Source organism: Alsobacter metallidurans, from assembly GCF_014636935.1.
Taxonomy (GTDB): domain Bacteria; phylum Pseudomonadota; class Alphaproteobacteria; order Rhizobiales; family Beijerinckiaceae; genus Alsobacter; species Alsobacter metallidurans.
In genome coordinates, this window is record NZ_BMES01000001.1 from 1,425,209 (window position 1) to 1,440,737 (window position 15,529).

Genomic DNA, 15,529 nt, shown 5'->3' on the forward strand with positions numbered 1-15,529 from the left:
TTTCCCCAGCGCCCCGGCCCCCGCCGCGGGCGCTTTTTGCGTCCCCCGGCCGCGCGCGGCCCAATGGCAAGGAGCTTCCGATGCCGCCCCTCCTCGATAGCCCTCTCATCCTGAGCCTGCTCGGGCGCGGCGACCTCGCCGACCTGGCGCTTTTTCTGTGGGCCAGCGGCGCCTCGGCGGCCGTGGCGCTGCTGCTGCGCGAGCTCTCGGCCGCCAACCGCCGCTTCGATGGCTTCGTGCGCGAGTTGCATCGCTTCAACGCCCGCGCGGATCGGCGGGACTGACGCTCGACCCGTTTCACCAAGCCTTTTCAGCACCAAAGGATTTCCCATGCTGTCGTTTCTGTTGCGACGCGCCGCCCGCGGGGCGGACGCGAACGAGGCCCTGTCGGCGATCGCCGGGGCGGCTGTCGCCGCCAAGCCGGAGCCCGAGCAGGTCATCGCCGCCTTTGTGCAGACGCTGGCCAGGCTTGATCCGTGCGGCTCGGCGCCGTCGCCGCGCCGCCGGCCGCGCGTCGTGGCCTCGGCCCGGAAGGGTTGAGCCATGCGGCTCGCGACCCGCTCCTCCCTGCCGCCATTGCGGCCGCCGCCGCGCCCGCCGCCGCCGCCCGTGGAGGTGCGGGACGGCCGGCTGCCGCTGGCCCCCCTGTCCGCCGCGGGCGTGTTCGAGGGCTACGCCAGCCTGTTCGGCGTGGTGGACCTCGGCCGCGACATGGTGCTGCCCGGCGCCTTTTCCGAAAGCCTCGCCCGGCGCGGCGTCTCGGGCGTGCGGCTCCTGTGGCAGCACGATCCGGCCGAGCCCATCGGCGCCTGGACGGTGCTGCGCGAGGACGCGCGCGGCCTTTTCGCGCGTGGCCGCCTCAACATGGGCGTGGCCCGCGCCCGCGAGCTCGTCGCGCTGATGCGCCAGGGCGCGGTGGACGGGCTCTCCATCGGCTTCAAGGTCGGCGGCGCCCGCACCGACGCGCGCTCAGGCGTGCGCCGCATCGCCAAGTTGGACCTGTGGGAGATCTCGCTCGTGACCTTCCCGCTGCTCCCCCAGGCCCGCGTCACCGCCGTGAAGGGGCGGTGAGAGCGGGCGCAACTCCACCCACCGCAAACGCTCAACCCCCTCATCCTGAGGAGCGCCCGCAGGGCGCGTCTCGAAGGACGAGGGACTCCAGCTTGCACGACATTTCCCACCTCCTGAACACCTCGTCCTTCGAGACGCCTTGGCTTGCGCCAAGGCTCCTCAGGATGAGGGCAGGGAGGGTGGCGCATCGTTTTCAACCGCAAGGACGTGACATGACCCACGCCGCTCCCGCCTACGAGACCAAGCACGCCGCTTCGAACGCCCAGGCCTTCGAGGAGCTGAACCGGGCCTTCGAGGCCTTCCGCGAAACCAACGACCAGCGCCTCGGCGAGCTCGAGACCCGGCTCTCCTCCGACGTGCTGGTCGACGAAAAGCTCGCCCGCATCGACCAGGCGCTGGACGAGGCGCGCCGGCGGGTCGACGGCATGGCCCTCAAAGCGAGCCGCCCGGCGCTGGGCCGCGACGAGCGCGAACACGCGTCCGGCGCCGCCGCCGAGCACAAGGCGGCGTTCGACCTCTATGTCCGGGCCGGCGAGAGCGCCGGGCTGAAGTCGCTGGAGGCCAAGGCCCTGTCGGCGGGCTCGGGCCCGGACGGCGGCTACCTGGTGCCGCCCCCGGCCGAGCGCGAGATCCTGCGCCGCATGGCGCTGATCTCGCCCATCCGCGCGATCGCGTCAGTGCGGGAGATCTCCACCGGCAGCTTCAAGAAGGCCTATTCCACCACCGGCCCGGCCTCCGGCTGGGTGGCCGAGGCGGCGGCGCGGCCGCAGACCGCCAGCCAGGTGATCGCCGAGCTCAACTTCCCGGCCATGGAGCTCTACGCCATGCCGTCGGCCACGCAGACGCTGCTGGACGACGCGGCCGTGAACATCGAGCAGTGGATCGCCGACGAGGTCGAGACCGTCTTCGCCGAGCAGGAGAGCGCGGCCTTCGTCAACGGCGACGGCGTGAACAAGCCCGCCGGCTTCATGGCGGCGCCCAAGGCGACCGTGGCGGCCTGGACCTGGGGCAAGCTCGGGTACCTCGCCACCGGCGTGGCGGGCGGTTTCGCGGCGTCGAGCCCCACCGTCAATCCGGCGGATGTTCTGGTGGATCTCGTTTACTCGCTCAAGGCCGGCTACCGCCAGAACGCCAGCTTCGTGCTGAACCGGCGGACGCAGGCGGCCATCCGCAAGTTCAAGACCAGCACGGGCGACTACATGTGGCAGCCGCCCACCGCCATCGGCCAGCCCGCGACGCTGCTGAACTTCCCGGTGGTCGAGGCCGAGACCATGCCGGACATCGCGGCCGACAGCTTCGCGGTGGCGTGCGGCGACTTCCGCCGGGGCTACCTGGTGGTCGACCGCGTCGGCGTGCGCGTGCTGCGCGATCCCTACACGGCCAAGCCCTACGTGCTGTTCTACACCACCAAGCGCGTCGGCGGCGGCGTGCAGGACTTCGACGCCATCAAGCTGCTGAAGTTCGGGGTGGCTTAGTTGTCGCGACCCAAATCGAGGGCCGCAACGCGTCCCCTCTCCGCGGCACGGGGAGAGGGCTGGGGTGAGGGTGGTCCAGCCGCTCCCCTCATCCGACCTCGCTTCGCTCGGCCACCTTCTCCCCGTGCCGGGGAGAAGGGCTCACCGCCCCCAGCCCGCCAGGGTCTTGCCGATCCAGGCGCGTTGCGGGGCGACCAGCACGCCTTGCGTGAGGGCGCCGCATCGCGCCTTGCCGGCGCCCTCCGCCCAGGCCGTGATCGCGCCGAGCGATCCGTCCGGGGCGAAGATCGGCCCGCCGGAATCGCCCGTGCAGGCGCCCCGGCCGGGGGTGGAGCTCCTGAGCCAGACCAAGATCGTGCTCGGCCCATAGGGCTCGATCACCGGCAGCGCGGCGGCGCGGAACTGGCCTCCCGTGCGCGGGTCGCCTTCCTCGCCGAGGCCGTAGCCGGCCACCGTCCAGCTTTCGCCGGCGGCAGGCCGGCCGTTCTCGCCCAGCGTCGCGGGCAGGAACCCCGACGGCAGCGGCGCAGGGAGGCGCACCAGCGCGAGGTCGATCGAGCGCCGCCGCGCCTGCGCGCCGCCCTTGTCGTATTGCGGATGCACGGCGACGCCCAGTGGGGCGAGCAGCACCGGCGCGTTCGCAGCGTCGCGAATCATCACGCGGATCTCCTTGCCGGCGACGCAATGGGCGGCCGTCAGCACCACGTCGGGCGCCACCACGGCGGCCGAGCAGAAGCCCTGCCGCTCCACCACCATCACAACATGCGGCGCCAGGCGCGGCGCGGGCTCGCCCAGCGTCACCGCCTTGGCGGGCGCGGTCGCGCCGAGCATTCCGAGCGTCGCCGCGGCCGCGACCCTCAACCGACCTTGCAAACCCAAGCGCATCTTCGATCCCCGTTTCGAGCGCCGCGACATCGCACGGCCGCGCCCGGAACGGAAGCGACGGCGCAACCCAGGGAGGCCGCCCAATGGCGCTCATTCTCCTCACGGCCCCGACCGTGGAGCCGATCACGCTCGCCGAGCTTAAGGACTGGCTGAAGATCGACGTGGCGGACGAAGACGCGCTGCTGGCCGCCGCCATCGCGGCGGCGCGGCTCGGCGTGGAGGCGGCTTCGGGCCGTAAGCTCGTCACCCAGACCTGGCGGTTGGTGCTGAACGCCTGGCCGCCGTCGCCGCTCAGCTTGCCGGTGACGCCCGTGCAGGCCGTTTCGGCCATCCGGGTGTTCAACGCCGCCAACGTGGCGACCACTGTGGCGACGGCGGTCTACCAGTTCAGCGGCGCGTTCAACCCGCCCCAGCTCGCGCTATTGGGCGCCGTGCCGGCGCCGGGCCGTCCGCTCGGCGGGATCGAGATCGACATGACGGCAGGCTACGGCGCAGCCGCCGCCACCGTTCCGGAGGCGCTGCGCATGGCGGTCAGGCTCTTCGCCGCGCACCTCTATGAAAACCGGGGCGACGGCGCGCCTGGCGTTGCGCCCACCCCCATGCCGGCGGCCGTCGCCGCGCTGGTCGCGCCCTACCGCCGGGCGAGGCTGTGATGGCGGGACCGGCCAGCATCGCCCAGTTCCGGCGTCGCCTGACCCTGGAAGCCCCGACCGAGACGCCCGACGGGGCAGGGGGCGTGCGCCGCACCTTCGCGGCCGTCGCGCAGGTCTGGGGCCGCATCGATCCGGTCGGCGGCGAGGACGACATCCGCGCCGGCGCGCTCGGCCAAAGCGTCACGCACCGCATCGCGTTGCGCTGGCGCGCCGGCGTGGACGCCTCCAGGCGGTTGCGGCTCGGGACGCGGCTGTTTCTGATCCGCTCGGTCTGGGATCCGGACGAGCGCCGCCGCCGACTGGTGTGCCTGTGCGAGGAGGTGAAGCCGTGAGCCACCCCATCCTGGCGCTTAGAACGGCGCTGCGCGCGCTGCTCGTCGCCGACCCTGAGCTGAACGCGCTTTTGGGCGGCGCGCGCATCTACGACGAAGCCCCGCGCGGTGCCGATCCGCCCTACGTCACCTTCGGCGAGGCGAGCGCCAAGGACTGGTCCGCCGGATCCCTGAATGGTCGCCAGCACGCGCTGTCGCTTGTCGCCTGGTCGAGCCAGGGCGGCGACGCCGAACTGCTCGCCATTCTGGAGCGCATTGCCGCGCTGGCCGCCGACCCGCCTCTCGTGCTCGACGGCCACCGCCTCGTGCTCCTGCGCGTCGCCGCCGAGGAAACCGCCCGTCCCGACAAGGCCGGCCTGCGCCGCGCCGTTATCCGCCTGGCGGCGCTCACCGAGCCGCTCTGATTTTTGGAGATCCCCATGGCCGTTCAGAAGGGCAAGGACCTGCTGCTGAAGCTCGACGATGGAGCCGGCGCCTTCGTGTCCGTGGTGGGATTGCGCGCCCGCCAGATCAGCTTCAACGCCGAGGCCGTTGACGTCACCCACGCGGAGTCCGCCGGCCGCTGGCGCGAACTCCTGGCAGGCGCCGCCGTACGCCGCGCGGCCGTGAGCGGATCCGGCGTGTTTCGCGACGAGGCCGCCGACGCCCTGGTGCGGCAGGTGTTGTTCGACGACGCGATCCGGAGCTGGCAGATCGTGATCCCGAGCTTCGGGATCGTGCAGGGTCCGTTTCACATCGCCAACCTCGATTACCGCGGCGACCACGCCGGCGAGGTGACCTTCGACCTCGCGCTGGAAAGCGCCGGCGCCCTGACATTCACGGCGCTCTGAGTTGTTTCTCCCAAACGCCGTTTGCCTGCGCGCATCCTTCTCCCGGGGGGAGAAGGATGCGCCTGTTCTGCGAGAGGCGCCGACGCCCACCCTCCCCTTGAGGGGAGGGTGGCGCTGCGCGCTTGCTCCATCCAGATCGGAGACACTCATGCCCAATCCCCACCGGGGCGACGTCGAGGCCATCATTGGCGGGCGGCGCTACACGCTGCGGCTGACGCTGGGCGCGCTGGCCGAACTCGAGGCGGCGTTCGCGGTCGAGAACCTGGACGCGCTCGGGCGCCGCTTCGCCTCCGGCCAGCTCGGCGCCCGCGACCTCGTGCGGCTGCTGGGCGCCGGCATTCGGGGCGGCGGGACGCCGCTCAGCGACGAGGAGGTCGCGGCCCTGCCGCTAGGTGACGGCCTGGAGCCGATCGCGACCGCGATCGCCAACATGCTCGAACGCTGCTTCAGCTCGGGCGGGGACGCTTCGCCGCGCCCTTGAGAGCCGCAGGACGTCGACCCGACCACCCGGATGGGGAGCCCTCCCGCCCCTTCCCGTGGTCCGACGCCATGGCCTTCGGGCTTGGCGTCCTGCGGCTGTCGCCTGCCAATTTCTGGGCCGCGACCCCGCGCGAACTCGCGGCCGCGGCTGAAGGCGTGTTCGGCAAGACAAGGGGCGGAGGCGCGCCCACCGGCGCCGATGTGCGAGCGCTGATGCGGATGTTCCCGGACTGAGCGCACCACGATGGAGCTGACCGATGACCATGCAGGATTTCGCCACGCAGGAAGCCCAACTCACGCGGCTCGACGGGTTGGCGCAGGCCTTCGGGAAGTCGATCACGTCGGCGTTCGCCAAGGGGGCCACGGACGGCAAGCGCTTCGAGGACGTGCTGCGCGGGCTCGGGTTGAAGCTGCAGGACATCGCCCTGAAAGCCGCCATGAAGCCGCTTGAGGGCCTGCTCACCACGGGGCTGTCCAACATTCTCGGCAACTCCGGCGGCCTGTTCGGCGGCGGCTCTGCGCCCGTGCAGGCTTTCGCTGATGGCGGAGTGGTGCGGGCGCCGACCTATTTTCCTCTCGGCCAGGGGCTGGGGTTGGCCGGGGAGGCCGGGCCGGAGGCGATCCTGCCGCTGGCGCGCGGCCCGGACGGCGCCCTCGGCGTGCGTGCAGGCGCGGGTGGCGGTCGCTCCGTGACGGTGAACATCACCACCCCGGACGCCGAAAGCTTCCGCCGCTCGGAGGCCACGGTGAGCGCCGCCATCGCCCGAGCCGTGGCGCGCGGGCAGCGGGGCTTGTGAGGAAAGCTGCGAGAGCGCCGCCAACGTTCAGAACGCGCCGCAGCCACACACTCCCCTTGAGGGGGAGGGTCGCCGCGCAGCGGCGGGGTGGCGTGCAGCAGGGCGTGACTCTGGTTGGAAAGAACGAGGCCGTCCCAGGCGTCAACTCACCCCGCCGGCCTTTGGCCGTCGACCCACCCCCTCGAGGGGAGGGCGGCGCCTCGCGCCGTGCGCCCCCTACGCCGCCGTCCGCAGCATTGCGGCGATCTGGTCCTTCAGTTTGAGCCGCTTCTTTTTCAGCGCTTCCAGCACGGCGTCGTCCACGGGCTCTAGCCCCGCCTCGATGCGGTGGATCTCGCGGTTTGCGGCCTCGTAGCCCTCCACCAAATGGGCGAAATGTGCGTCGCCGATCTTGAGGCGGCTAATCGCCGCCGCGGCGTTGGGGAATTCTTCGTGCAGGCCATGGGGGACGTGGGTCATCGGGACCTCCCTTGTGTGGATGCCCCAGATGACGTCCGGCCGCGCCGATCCGCTTTGCGCGAAGTCAACGACGCTGCATGCAACCAGAGGAGACGCCGATGCCGGCCCCTTTCCATGAGGTGCGTTTTCCGGTGGACGTGGCGGTGAAAAGCCGTGGCGGGCCCCGCCGGCGGACCGACGTGGTCGTCACCGGCTCAGGCCGCGAGGAGCGCAACGCCCGCTGGGCGCATGCGCGTCGCCGCTATGACGCCGGCTACGGCGTCAAGACGCTGACCGCTCTGGCCGCCGTGGTGGCGTTCTTCGAGGAACGGCGGGGCCGGCTCTACGGCTTTCGCTGGCGCGACCGGCTGGATGATCGCTCCTGCACGCCCGGCGCCGCGCCCGGGCCGCTGGACATGCCGATCGGAACCGGCGCGGCCGGGCTCGCGAGCTTCGCGCTGGCCAAGACCTACGGGGCCGCCTTCGCGCCGTATCGCCGGCCGATCGAGAAGCCGGTCGCCGGCAGCGTGCGCGTCGCAGTAGCGGGCGTCGAGAGGGCGGCGGGGGTCGACTGGGATGTCGACGCCGCGACCGGGCAGGTCACGTTCCGGCCCGGCAAGCTGCCCGCGCCCGGCGCGGCCGTGACGGCCGGCTTCCTGTTCGACGTGCCGGTGCGCTTCGACGCCGACGAGCTGATTGTGGATCTCGCCGCCTTCGAGGCCGGCGAGATCCCGTCCATTCCGCTGATCGAGATTATCCCCTGACCAGGAGGCGCTCATGCGCGCGCTGCCCGCATCCCTCTCGGCCGCGCTCGCGACCGGGGCGACTACGCTCGCCCGCTGCTGGCGCATCACGCGCCGGGACGGCCTGGTGCTCGGCTTCACCGACCACGACCGCGACCTCGTGTTCGACGGCGTGACCCACGCGGCAGCGGCCGGCCTGGAGGCGGCCGACAGCGAAAGCCAACTCGGCTTCGCGGTGGGCGGCGGCGAGGTCGCGGGCGCGCTGGCTGCCGGTTCGCTCTCGGAGGCCGACCTCGCGGGCGGGCTCTTCGACGGCGCCGCCGTGGACCTCTGGCTGGTGGACTGGAGCGATCTGGGCAGCCGCGTGCTGCTCGACGGCTTCACGATCGGCGAGGTGCGCCGGGCCGACGCCGCCTTCACGGCCGAGCTGCGCGGCCTGGGGCAGCGCTTCGACGACCCGCGCGGCCGCGCCTTCCAGCCCGCCTGCGCGGCCGACCTCGGCGACGCGCGCTGCGGCGTGAGCCTGGCCGACCCGCGCTGGCGGGCGGACGGGATCGTGCAGGGCACGGACGGGCGGGTGTTCATTGAGGCGGGCGCGCTGGCGGGTTTCGAGCCGGACCTGTTCGCGGGCGGGCGGCTCGTCTTCACGTCCGGCGACAATGTTGGCGCGGCCGGCGCCGTGAAGGCGCATGACGGAGGTTCGCTGACGCTCTGGCAGGCGCCCGGCGCGCCGATCCTGCCGGGCGACGGCTTCACGGTGACGGCGGGCTGCGACAAGCGGCTGGAGACCTGCGCGGGGCGCTTTGGCAATGTTGTGAACTTCCGCGGTTTTCCGCACATGCCCGGCAACGACTTCCTGCTGCGCGTCGCCCGCAACGGCGACCCCGCGATGGACGGCGGGAGCCTGTTTCGGTGAGCGAAGAGCTCACGGCGGCGAGCCGCGACGCCGTGCTGGCGCAGGCGCAACTGTGGCTCGGCACCCCCTATGTGCACGGCGCGAGCCTGCGCGGCGTCGGCTGCGACTGCCTGGGGTTGGTGCGCGGCGTCTGGCGGGCGGTGTATGGCTCCGAGCCGGAGCCGACGCCGCCCTACCGGCCGGACTGGGCCGAGGCGCAAGGGCGCGACACGCTCGCCGAAGCCGCCGGCCGCCATCTCGCGCCGCTGGCGCTCGCCGGCGTCTTGCCCGGGGATTTGCTGCTGTTTCGCTGGCGCGACGGCGCGCCCGCCAAGCATTGCGGCGTCGCGTCCGGGCCGGGCCGCATGATCCACGCCCATGACGGCGCCTGCGTGGCCGACGTCGCGCTCGGCGTCTGGCGGCCGCGCCTGGCGGCGGCGTTCCGCTTTCCACCCCTGAGGGAGAACCAGCCATGACCACGCTCGTGCTGCAGGCCGCCGGCTCGGCCATCGGCAACGCGCTCGGCGGCCCGGTCGGCGCGCTGATCGGCCAGACCGTGGGCGCAGCGGCCGGCTCGGTGATCGACCACCGCTGATTGGCGGCGGTGGAGGCCGCAAGTTCGTCGAGGGGCCAAGGCTGAAGACGCTGACCGGGCTCGGCTCCACCGAAGGCGCGCCGATCCCGCGCGTCTATGGCCGCGCCCGCGTCGGCGGCGAGGTGATCTGGGCGACGCGCTTTCTCGAGGAGGTGAGCTACGCCCGCGAGGGCGGCGGCGGCAAGGGGCTCGGCGGCTCCTCCGCGCCGCACACCACCACGGCCACCTACGCCTACTACGCCAACCTGGCGGTGGGGCTCTGCGAGGGGCCGATCGCCTTCGTGCGGCGCATCTGGGCCGACGGCCGCGAGATCGACCGCACGCTCTACACGATCCGGGTCCATGCCGGGACGGAGACGCAGGACCCCGACCCGCTGATCGTCGCCAAGGAGGGCGCGGACGCCGCGCCGGCCTATCGCGGGCTCGCCTATGTGGTGTTCGAGCGCCTGCCGCTCGCCAATTTCGGCAACCGCGTGCCGCAGCTCTCCTTCGAGGTGGTGCGCCCCGTCGGCGCTCTGAACGCCCGCATCCGCTCGATTGACGTAATCCCGGGCGCCGGAGCCTTCGCGTATGCGCCGACGCCGGCCGGGCGCGACCGCGACGTCAGCGGAACCTTGCTGCAGAACCGCCAGCAGCTCACGCACGCGACCGACTGGGCCGCCTCCATGGACGCCCTGCAGGCGCTCTGCCCCAACCTCGACAGCGTGTCGCTGGTGGTGAGCTGGTTCGGCGACGACCTGCGCGCCGGCGCCTGCACGATCGCGCCGCGCTCGGAGCTGCCGGACGGCGAGGAGGGCTCGCCAGACGTGGTGGTGTCGGGCCTGCCCGAAGCCGCCATGCGGCGCGTCTCGCAAAGCGAGGGCCGCCCCGCCTACGGGGGCACGCCGTCCGACGCCTTCGTGATCGCGGCGATCCGCGACCTCAAGGCGCGCGGCCTCAAGGTGACGCTCTATCCCTTCGTGATGATGGACGTGCCGGCCGGCAACGCCCTGCCGGACCCCTGGACGGGGGCGGCCGGGCAGCCGCCCTATCCGTGGCGCGGCCGCATCACGTGCGCTCCTGCGCCCGGCTGGCCCGGAACCGTGGACGCAACGGCGGCGGCCGCCGCGCAGGTCGCCGCCCTGTTCGGCGCCGCCCAGCCCGGCCACTTCACGGCCGTCGACGACGGCGTGGCGTATGCCGGCCCTGATGAATGGACGCTACGGCGGCAGATCCTCCACTACGCCCGCCTCGCAACGGTGGCGGGCGGCGTCGACGCCTTCGTGATCGGCTCGGAATTCGTGAGCCTCACCCGGGTGCGCTCGGCCCCGGGCGTCTACCCGGCCGTCGGCAAGCTCGCCACGCTGGCCGCCGATGTGCGCGCCACCTTGGGGCCGGCCTCGGCCATCACGTATGCGGCGGACTGGACCGAATACGGCTCCCATGTTCCGGCGCCCGGCGAATTGCGCTTTCCGCTGGACCCGCTCTGGGCCTCGCCCGCCATCTCGCATGTAGGGGTCGACCTCTGGGCGCCGCTGGGCGACTGGCGCGACGAGCCCGGCCACGCCGACGAGGCGCTGGGCCGCAATGGCGCCGACCCGGCGTACCTGGCCGCCAACGTGGCGGGCGGGGAGGGGTTCGACTGGTTCTACGCCGACGAGGCCGGCCGCGCCGCGCAGACGCGCCTGCCGATCGCCGACGGCGCCTATGGCAAGCCCTGGGTCTACCGGCCCAAGGACCTCGCCGGCTGGTGGTCAAGCGCTCATGTGGAGCGCGTCGGAGGCGTCGAGCTCGGCGCCCCGACCGCCTGGGTTCCGCGCTCCAAGCCAATCCGGCTGATGGAATGCGGCTGCCCGGCCGTGGACAAGGGCGCCAACGGTCCCAACGCGTTTCCGGACCCAAAATCCTCGGCCGCGCAGCTGCCGCCGTTCTCGCGCGGCTTTCGCAACGACCTCGTCCAGAACCGCGCCATCGCGGCGCTGCTGGACCGCTTTGACCCGGCCGGGCCGCAGGCCGCGACCGCCAACCCGGTGTCGCCGCTCTATGGCGGGCGCATGGTGGACCCGGCCGCGATCACGCTGTGGTGCTGGGACGCGCGGCCCTTTCCGGCCTTCCCGAGCCGCAACGACGTGTGGGCGGACGGCTCCGCCTGGGAAACCGGCCACTGGCTCACCGGCCGCCTGGAAGGGATGCCGCTCGAGGACCTCCTGCGCGCCCTGCTGCGCGATTGGGACCTGCCGCCGGCGGCGGCGGTCGCGGTGGACGGCTTTCTGGACGGCTACGTGGTGGACCGTCCCATGAGCCTGCGCGCCGCCGCCGAGCCGCTCGCGGCCGTGTTCGGCTTTGATGCGGCCGCGAGCGGCGGCGCGGTGCGCTTTCTTGACCGCTCGGCCGTGGGCGCGCCGATCACGCTGGACGCGGACAACCTCGTTCCGGACCGCGACGGAGCGCTGGTGCGCTCCACCCGCGTGCAGGAGGCGGAGCTGCCGCGCGAGGTTGCGCTCGGCTTCGTCGACGCCGAGGGCGAGTTCCCCCGCGCCAGCGTCCTGTCGCGCCGGCTGGAAGGCGGCAGCCGCCGCGACGTACAGGTCGAGGCCGCCATCGTGCTGCCGCGCGCGGAGGCCGGGCGCCTCGCCGACCGCGTCCTGCACGACGCCTGGATCGGCCGCGAAACGGCGCAGTTCAGCGCCCGGCCGGGTCTGATCGCGCTGGAGGTTGGCGATTGCGTGCGCTTGCCCCGCGGGCCCGATAGCCCGCCGGGCGGGCTCTACCGCATCACCCGCATCCGCGACGCCGAGCAGCGCGACGTGGAGGCGCGGGCGGTCAACCCGGCCGTGTTCGCCGCGCCCGCCCGGCCGTTCGGTCGTCGGCCCGCGACGTCGCGGCGCGCCGGCGGCCGGCCCTTCGCGACAACGCTGGATCTAGCCCTGCCCGGGTCCGTCGATCCCGTGCTGCAGTGGCTGGCCGTGGCGGCTGACCCCTGGCCGGGAACGCTCGCGGTGTGGCGCTCCGTGTCGGGCGAGAGCTTCGACCTTCTGGCCTTTGTGGAAGCCCCCAGCCCCATCGGCCGTCTGGCCGCGCCGCTCGCGGCCGGTCCGCCGGACCGGTGGGACCGGGCCGCCGCCCTGGAGGTGCGCTGGCCCACGGGCGCGCCGCCGTCCGCGCTGGACGCGACGGCTCTTTCGGCCGCGACGGCCGTCGCCGTGCAAGGCGTCGGTGGCGCCTGGGAGGCGATCGCGTTCGGGCGCGCCGACCTGGTCGGCCCCTCGCGCTGGCGCTTGTCCCGGCTCCTGCGCGGGTTGGGCGGCTCACGCGTGGCTGGCGCGCCGTTGGGCGCCCTCGTGGTGGCGCTGGACGGCTCGCTCACCCGGCTCGCCGAAGGCGCGGGCGCGCTGGGCCGCGCCTACCAGTACCGCGTCGGCCCCGCCGCACGCGGCGCCGGCGACGCTGCGGCGCTCTCCTTCTCGGCTGCGGTGTCCGGGCAAGCGCTGCGGCCGCTCGCGCCAGTGCGCCCGACCGCCCGGCGCACCCCGGCCGGCGTAATCCTGCGTTGGCTGCGCCAGGGTCGCGTCGACGCCGACGCGTGGGAGCCGGTCGACATCCCGCTCGGCGAAGATCGCGAGGCGTACGAAGTGCAGATCCTGCGCGACGGCATGGCCCTGCGCACGCTGGCGGCTACGCAGGAAAGCATCCTTTACGCCACCGCCGACGAAGCCGCCGATTTCGGGGCTCAGCAGGCGTCCTTGTCCGTCAGCATCCGCCAGCTCAGCGCGACAGTGGGGGCGGGCGCCCCTCTCGAAGCAACCGTGCAGGTGAAGTGATCGGCTCGGCCGATCCGCCTTCGCCGAGATCGCCGCAGCCACATGCTCCCCTTGAGGGGAAGGGTCGCCGCGAAGCGGCGGGGTGGGGTGACGCTGGGCGTCAGCCTGTCTGATGACAACGCGCGCTTCCCCGGCCGCACCGAACCCCGCCGGCCTTCGGCCGTCGACCCTCCCCCTCGAGGGGACGGTGGGCATTGAGCCTTCCGACCTGATCCGCCTTCGACCTGACGCCATCCGATGCGCCCCAAACGCAGAGAAAGAGGTTCACCATGAGCGACAGCATGCGGCTGGGGTTGCCTTACCTGGCGGCGGCCCAGTCCCAGAAACATGTGACGCACAACGACGCCCTGCAGATGCTGGACGGCCTCGTGCACTGCGCCGTGCTGGAGCGGGGACGAGTGGCGCCGCCGGCCGCGCCGGTCGAGGGCGCGCGCTACTTGCTGGCGGCCGCGGCCACCGGCGCCTTCGCGGGGCAGGGCGGCTCCGTGGCGGCTTTCGATGACGGAGCCTGGCGCTTTTTCCAGCCCCGGGCGGGGTGGCGCGTCTTCGTGATCGCGGAGGCGCGGCTCCTCGTGCATGACGGCGCTGGCTGGCGCGACCTGGACGAGCTGGCGCGCCGGCTCGGGCCGCTGGACGCGTTGGGACTGGGGACGCCGCCGGACAACGGCAATCCATTTTCCGCCCGCCTCAACGATGCGCTGTTCAACGCCCGCCCGGCGGCCGAAGGCGGCACCGGAGACGTGCGCGTCAAGCTCAACAAGCCGCTCCCGGGCGGCGCGGCGTCGCTTTTCTTCCAGACAGGATTCAGCGGCAGGGCCGAGCTGGGCCTTGCGGGCGACGATGCCTGGCGGGTGCGGGTGTCGGCCGATGGTGCGGCGTGGCGCGACGCCATCGCGGCCAACCCGGCGACCGGGCTGGTGCGATTTCCTGTGGGCGTGGAGGGACTTCCGCACGGTTTCCGGAATCAGGTTCACAACGGCGATTTCAGCGTCGCCCAGCGCGGCGCAGGGCCCTTTCCGGTGGGGCAGGCGGCGGCGCATGGCTTCGACCGCTGGCTCGCGCAGGCGGCAGGCGCCGCGGCCGGCAGCGTCTCGCGCACGGCGTTTCCCCCTGGGCAAGCGGATGGCGGCCCCGGCGGCCGGTTCTTCGCCACGCTGGCGATTTCGGCCACGACGACGGCGTCCTATCCCGAACTCCAGACTCGCATGGAGGACGTCGCCACGCTGGCCGGGCGCCCGGCCACTTTATCGTTCTGGTATCGGACCGCGTCGCCGGCCTTTTTTGCCGACCTGTCGCAGAACTTCGGCGTAGCCGGCAGCGCCTCCGTGTTTTCGATCGGCCAGCAGGTCCTGCCCGCCTCTCCGGGCGTGTGGCGGCGCTTTATCGCCACGGTGACGCCGCCCTCGATCGCCGGGAAGGCCGTTGGGGCGGGGTCCTTCCTCTCCCTGCGTGTGTTCCTGTCCGGCGGGGCGGCCGCCGCCATCGACATCGCAGACGTGCAGGTGGAGGAGGGGGCCCTCGCGACCGCCTTCGAGCGCCGCCCCGCCGCCATCGAACTCGCCCTGTGCCGGCGCTTTTTCCGTCGCTACGCCACCGCGCAGGCGCCCGCCGACCTCGCCTTCGAGATGCGGGCCGCGCCCACGCAGGCCGGGGCCGGCCCGTTCGACTACTCAGCCGATTTGTGAGGCCGCCATGCATACGAGCTTCGAAGCTGCGCTCGGCGCGGTGTTTTCGGTCGAGGGAGGCTATGTGGACCACCCCGCCGACCCGGGCGGGCCGACGCATTTCGGCGTGACCCGGGAAACACTGGCGCGCGCCAGGGGCCGGCCGGCCACGGCCGCCGACGTCATGGCGTTGGGCCGGGATGAGGCCGCCGCCATTTATCGGCGCTTTTATTGGGACGCCGTGCGGGCGGACGACCTGCCGGCCGGGCTGGATCTCGCGGTGTTCGATCTCGCCGTGAACTCGGGCCCGCGCCGGGCCGCGCTGCTGCTGCACGGCGCGCTCGGGCTGCCGCCGGACGCCGAAATCGGGCCCGCCGCGCTGGCGGCCGCGCAGGTTGCCGACCAGCAGGCGCTCATCCGCGCCCTTTCCCGCGCTCGCGTGGCCTTCCTGCGCCGGCTCGCCGGCTGGCCCACCTTCGGGACCGGCTGGGCGCGCCGCGTCGCCGCCATCGAGCGCGCCGCGCTGGCGCTCGCCAACGCTTCCACCACCCCCAACATCCAGGAGAGACGACCCATGGACGCCTTGAAGCCCATTCTGCAAAGCCGGACCGTGTGGTCCAACCTCATCGGCCTCGGCGCGATCGCGCTGGCGGCTTTCGGCTTCGACACCGGCGGCGTCGACAGCGGCCAGTTGGCCGACACGGCGCTGCAGGTTGTGGCCGGCTTGAGCTTCATCGCCTCCACGGCGTTCCGCGTGCTGGCGACCCATCGGCTGAGCTAGGGGCCCCGCGCGCGGCCAATCGCCGCCCGGCGGCTCTTTCGCCGGGCAAGCGGCTTTGCATTCAGGCTTGGTTCAGGAACGGTGGCGCAA

18 protein-coding genes and 1 pseudogene are annotated in these 15,529 nt (G+C 73.0%); 17 read left to right on the forward strand and 2 right to left on the reverse strand.

Annotation, left to right across the window (positions count from 1 at the left end):
• Window positions 1–80 precede the first annotated feature (80 nt).
• The 4 genes from IEV99_RS06315 to IEV99_RS06330 all read left to right on the forward strand — a co-directional run bounded on the left by IEV99_RS06315 (window position 81) and on the right by IEV99_RS06330 (window position 2,546).
• Entirely contained in the window at window positions 81–284 is a 204-nt protein-coding gene (locus tag IEV99_RS06315) for a hypothetical protein (protein WP_188516829.1), read from the forward strand.
• 46 nt (window positions 285–330) lie between these two features.
• Entirely contained in the window at window positions 331–540 is a 210-nt protein-coding gene (locus IEV99_RS06320; protein ID WP_188516830.1) for a hypothetical protein, read from the forward strand.
• A gap of 3 nt (window positions 541–543) precedes the next feature.
• Window positions 544–1,071, forward strand: a complete 528-nt coding sequence (locus IEV99_RS06325) for an HK97 family phage prohead protease (RefSeq protein WP_188516831.1) — start codon at window positions 544–546, stop codon at window positions 1,069–1,071.
• A gap of 212 nt (window positions 1,072–1,283) precedes the next feature.
• A complete protein-coding gene (locus tag IEV99_RS06330; protein ID WP_244643613.1) occupies window positions 1,284–2,546 on the forward strand; it encodes a phage major capsid protein in 1,263 nt (420 codons plus the stop codon).
• A gap of 141 nt (window positions 2,547–2,687) precedes the next feature.
• Here IEV99_RS06330 and IEV99_RS06335 read toward each other — a convergent pair whose 3' ends face one another.
• Complete coding sequence (locus IEV99_RS06335) at window positions 2,688–3,431, reverse strand: S1 family peptidase (protein WP_188516833.1); 744 nt, start codon at window positions 3,429–3,431, stop codon at window positions 2,688–2,690.
• 83 nt (window positions 3,432–3,514) lie between these two features.
• Here IEV99_RS06335 and IEV99_RS06340 point away from each other — a divergent pair, with 83 nt between their 5' ends.
• The 7 genes from IEV99_RS06340 to IEV99_RS06370 all read left to right on the forward strand — a co-directional run bounded on the left by IEV99_RS06340 (window position 3,515) and on the right by IEV99_RS06370 (window position 6,523).
• On the forward strand, window positions 3,515–4,084 hold the full coding sequence (locus IEV99_RS06340; RefSeq protein ID WP_188516834.1) for a head-tail connector protein: 570 nt from the start codon (window positions 3,515–3,517) through the stop codon (window positions 4,082–4,084).
• On the forward strand, window positions 4,084–4,416 hold the full coding sequence (locus tag IEV99_RS06345; RefSeq protein WP_188516835.1) for a phage head closure protein: 333 nt from the start codon (window positions 4,084–4,086) through the stop codon (window positions 4,414–4,416). The genes IEV99_RS06340 and IEV99_RS06345 overlap by 1 nt, the downstream gene beginning before the upstream one ends.
• A complete protein-coding gene (locus tag IEV99_RS06350) occupies window positions 4,413–4,820 on the forward strand; it encodes a DUF3168 domain-containing protein (RefSeq protein ID WP_188516836.1) in 408 nt (135 codons plus the stop codon). The genes IEV99_RS06345 and IEV99_RS06350 overlap by 4 nt, the downstream gene beginning before the upstream one ends.
• Before the next feature lie 15 nt (window positions 4,821–4,835).
• The gene (locus IEV99_RS06355) at window positions 4,836–5,246 is read left to right on the forward strand and encodes a phage major tail protein, TP901-1 family (RefSeq protein WP_188516837.1); all 411 of its coding nucleotides are present in this window, start codon (window positions 4,836–4,838) and stop codon (window positions 5,244–5,246) included.
• 148 nt (window positions 5,247–5,394) lie between these two features.
• Window positions 5,395–5,727 (forward strand): gene transfer agent family protein, encoded by a 333-nt coding sequence (locus IEV99_RS06360; protein WP_188516838.1) that lies wholly within the window; start codon window positions 5,395–5,397, stop codon window positions 5,725–5,727.
• Window positions 5,724–5,960: a phage tail assembly chaperone gene (locus IEV99_RS06365; RefSeq protein ID WP_371875765.1), complete on the forward strand. Its 237-nt coding sequence runs from the start codon at window positions 5,724–5,726 to the stop codon at window positions 5,958–5,960. The genes IEV99_RS06360 and IEV99_RS06365 overlap by 4 nt, the downstream gene beginning before the upstream one ends.
• A 23-nt stretch (window positions 5,961–5,983) precedes the next feature.
• Window positions 5,984–6,523, forward strand: a complete 540-nt coding sequence (locus IEV99_RS06370; RefSeq protein ID WP_188516840.1) for a phage tail tape measure protein — start codon at window positions 5,984–5,986, stop codon at window positions 6,521–6,523.
• A gap of 216 nt (window positions 6,524–6,739) precedes the next feature.
• Here IEV99_RS06370 and IEV99_RS06375 read toward each other — a convergent pair whose 3' ends face one another.
• Window positions 6,740–6,982: an HP1242/YdcH family protein gene (locus IEV99_RS06375; protein WP_188516841.1), complete on the reverse strand. Its 243-nt coding sequence runs from the start codon at window positions 6,980–6,982 to the stop codon at window positions 6,740–6,742.
• Window positions 6,983–7,080: 98 nt separating this feature from the next.
• Between IEV99_RS06375 and IEV99_RS06380 the strand changes: the two genes are divergently transcribed.
• The 6 genes and pseudogenes from IEV99_RS06380 (at window position 7,081) to IEV99_RS06405 (ending at window position 15,439) form a co-directional block, all read left to right on the forward strand.
• Window positions 7,081–7,725 (forward strand): DUF2460 domain-containing protein, encoded by a 645-nt coding sequence (locus IEV99_RS06380; RefSeq protein ID WP_188516842.1) that lies wholly within the window; start codon window positions 7,081–7,083, stop codon window positions 7,723–7,725.
• Between the two features lie 13 nt (window positions 7,726–7,738).
• On the forward strand, window positions 7,739–8,620 hold the full coding sequence (locus IEV99_RS06385) for a phage/gene transfer agent baseplate hub protein (RefSeq protein WP_188516843.1): 882 nt from the start codon (window positions 7,739–7,741) through the stop codon (window positions 8,618–8,620).
• On the forward strand, window positions 8,617–9,075 hold the full coding sequence (locus IEV99_RS06390) for an NlpC/P60 family protein (RefSeq protein WP_188516844.1): 459 nt from the start codon (window positions 8,617–8,619) through the stop codon (window positions 9,073–9,075). The genes IEV99_RS06385 and IEV99_RS06390 overlap by 4 nt, the downstream gene beginning before the upstream one ends.
• Window positions 9,072–12,994 (forward strand): annotated as a pseudogene (locus tag IEV99_RS06395) (baseplate multidomain protein megatron). Before IEV99_RS06390 ends, IEV99_RS06395 begins: the two are co-directional and overlap by 4 nt.
• 269 nt (window positions 12,995–13,263) lie before the next feature.
• Window positions 13,264–14,679 carry a DUF2793 domain-containing protein gene (locus IEV99_RS06400; RefSeq protein ID WP_188516845.1) on the forward strand — a complete coding sequence of 472 codons (1,416 nt, stop codon included), beginning with the start codon at window positions 13,264–13,266 and terminating at the stop codon, window positions 14,677–14,679.
• A gap of 7 nt (window positions 14,680–14,686) precedes the next feature.
• Window positions 14,687–15,439, forward strand: a complete 753-nt coding sequence (locus IEV99_RS06405; protein WP_188516846.1) for a glycoside hydrolase family 108 protein — start codon at window positions 14,687–14,689, stop codon at window positions 15,437–15,439.
• The last annotated feature ends 90 nt before the right edge of the window (window positions 15,440–15,529 follow it).

What these genes read in the sequence shown, in the direction of transcription:
- IEV99_RS06315 (WP_188516829.1), top strand. Translation starts at nt 81, where the DNA reads ATGCCGCCCCTCCTCGATAGCCCTCTCATCCTGAGCCTGCTCGGGCGC.
- IEV99_RS06320 (WP_188516830.1), top strand. Translation starts at nt 331, where the DNA reads ATGCTGTCGTTTCTGTTGCGACGCGCCGCCCGCGGGGCGGACGCGAAC.
- IEV99_RS06325 (WP_188516831.1), top strand. Translation starts at nt 544, where the DNA reads ATGCGGCTCGCGACCCGCTCCTCCCTGCCGCCATTGCGGCCGCCGCCG.
- IEV99_RS06330 (WP_244643613.1), top strand. Translation starts at nt 1,284, where the DNA reads ATGACCCACGCCGCTCCCGCCTACGAGACCAAGCACGCCGCTTCGAAC.
- IEV99_RS06335 (WP_188516833.1), bottom strand. Translation starts at nt 3,431, where the DNA reads ATGCGCTTGGGTTTGCAAGGTCGGTTGAGGGTCGCGGCCGCGGCGACG.
- IEV99_RS06340 (WP_188516834.1), top strand. Translation starts at nt 3,515, where the DNA reads ATGGCGCTCATTCTCCTCACGGCCCCGACCGTGGAGCCGATCACGCTC.
- IEV99_RS06345 (WP_188516835.1), top strand. Translation starts at nt 4,084, where the DNA reads ATGGCGGGACCGGCCAGCATCGCCCAGTTCCGGCGTCGCCTGACCCTG.
- IEV99_RS06355 (WP_188516837.1), top strand. Translation starts at nt 4,836, where the DNA reads ATGGCCGTTCAGAAGGGCAAGGACCTGCTGCTGAAGCTCGACGATGGA.
- IEV99_RS06360 (WP_188516838.1), top strand. Translation starts at nt 5,395, where the DNA reads ATGCCCAATCCCCACCGGGGCGACGTCGAGGCCATCATTGGCGGGCGG.
- IEV99_RS06370 (WP_188516840.1), top strand. Translation starts at nt 5,984, where the DNA reads ATGACCATGCAGGATTTCGCCACGCAGGAAGCCCAACTCACGCGGCTC.
- IEV99_RS06375 (WP_188516841.1), bottom strand. Translation starts at nt 6,982, where the DNA reads ATGACCCACGTCCCCCATGGCCTGCACGAAGAATTCCCCAACGCCGCG.
- IEV99_RS06380 (WP_188516842.1), top strand. Translation starts at nt 7,081, where the DNA reads ATGCCGGCCCCTTTCCATGAGGTGCGTTTTCCGGTGGACGTGGCGGTG.
- IEV99_RS06385 (WP_188516843.1), top strand. Translation starts at nt 7,739, where the DNA reads ATGCGCGCGCTGCCCGCATCCCTCTCGGCCGCGCTCGCGACCGGGGCG.
- IEV99_RS06400 (WP_188516845.1), top strand. Translation starts at nt 13,264, where the DNA reads ATGAGCGACAGCATGCGGCTGGGGTTGCCTTACCTGGCGGCGGCCCAG.
- IEV99_RS06405 (WP_188516846.1), top strand. Translation starts at nt 14,687, where the DNA reads ATGCATACGAGCTTCGAAGCTGCGCTCGGCGCGGTGTTTTCGGTCGAG.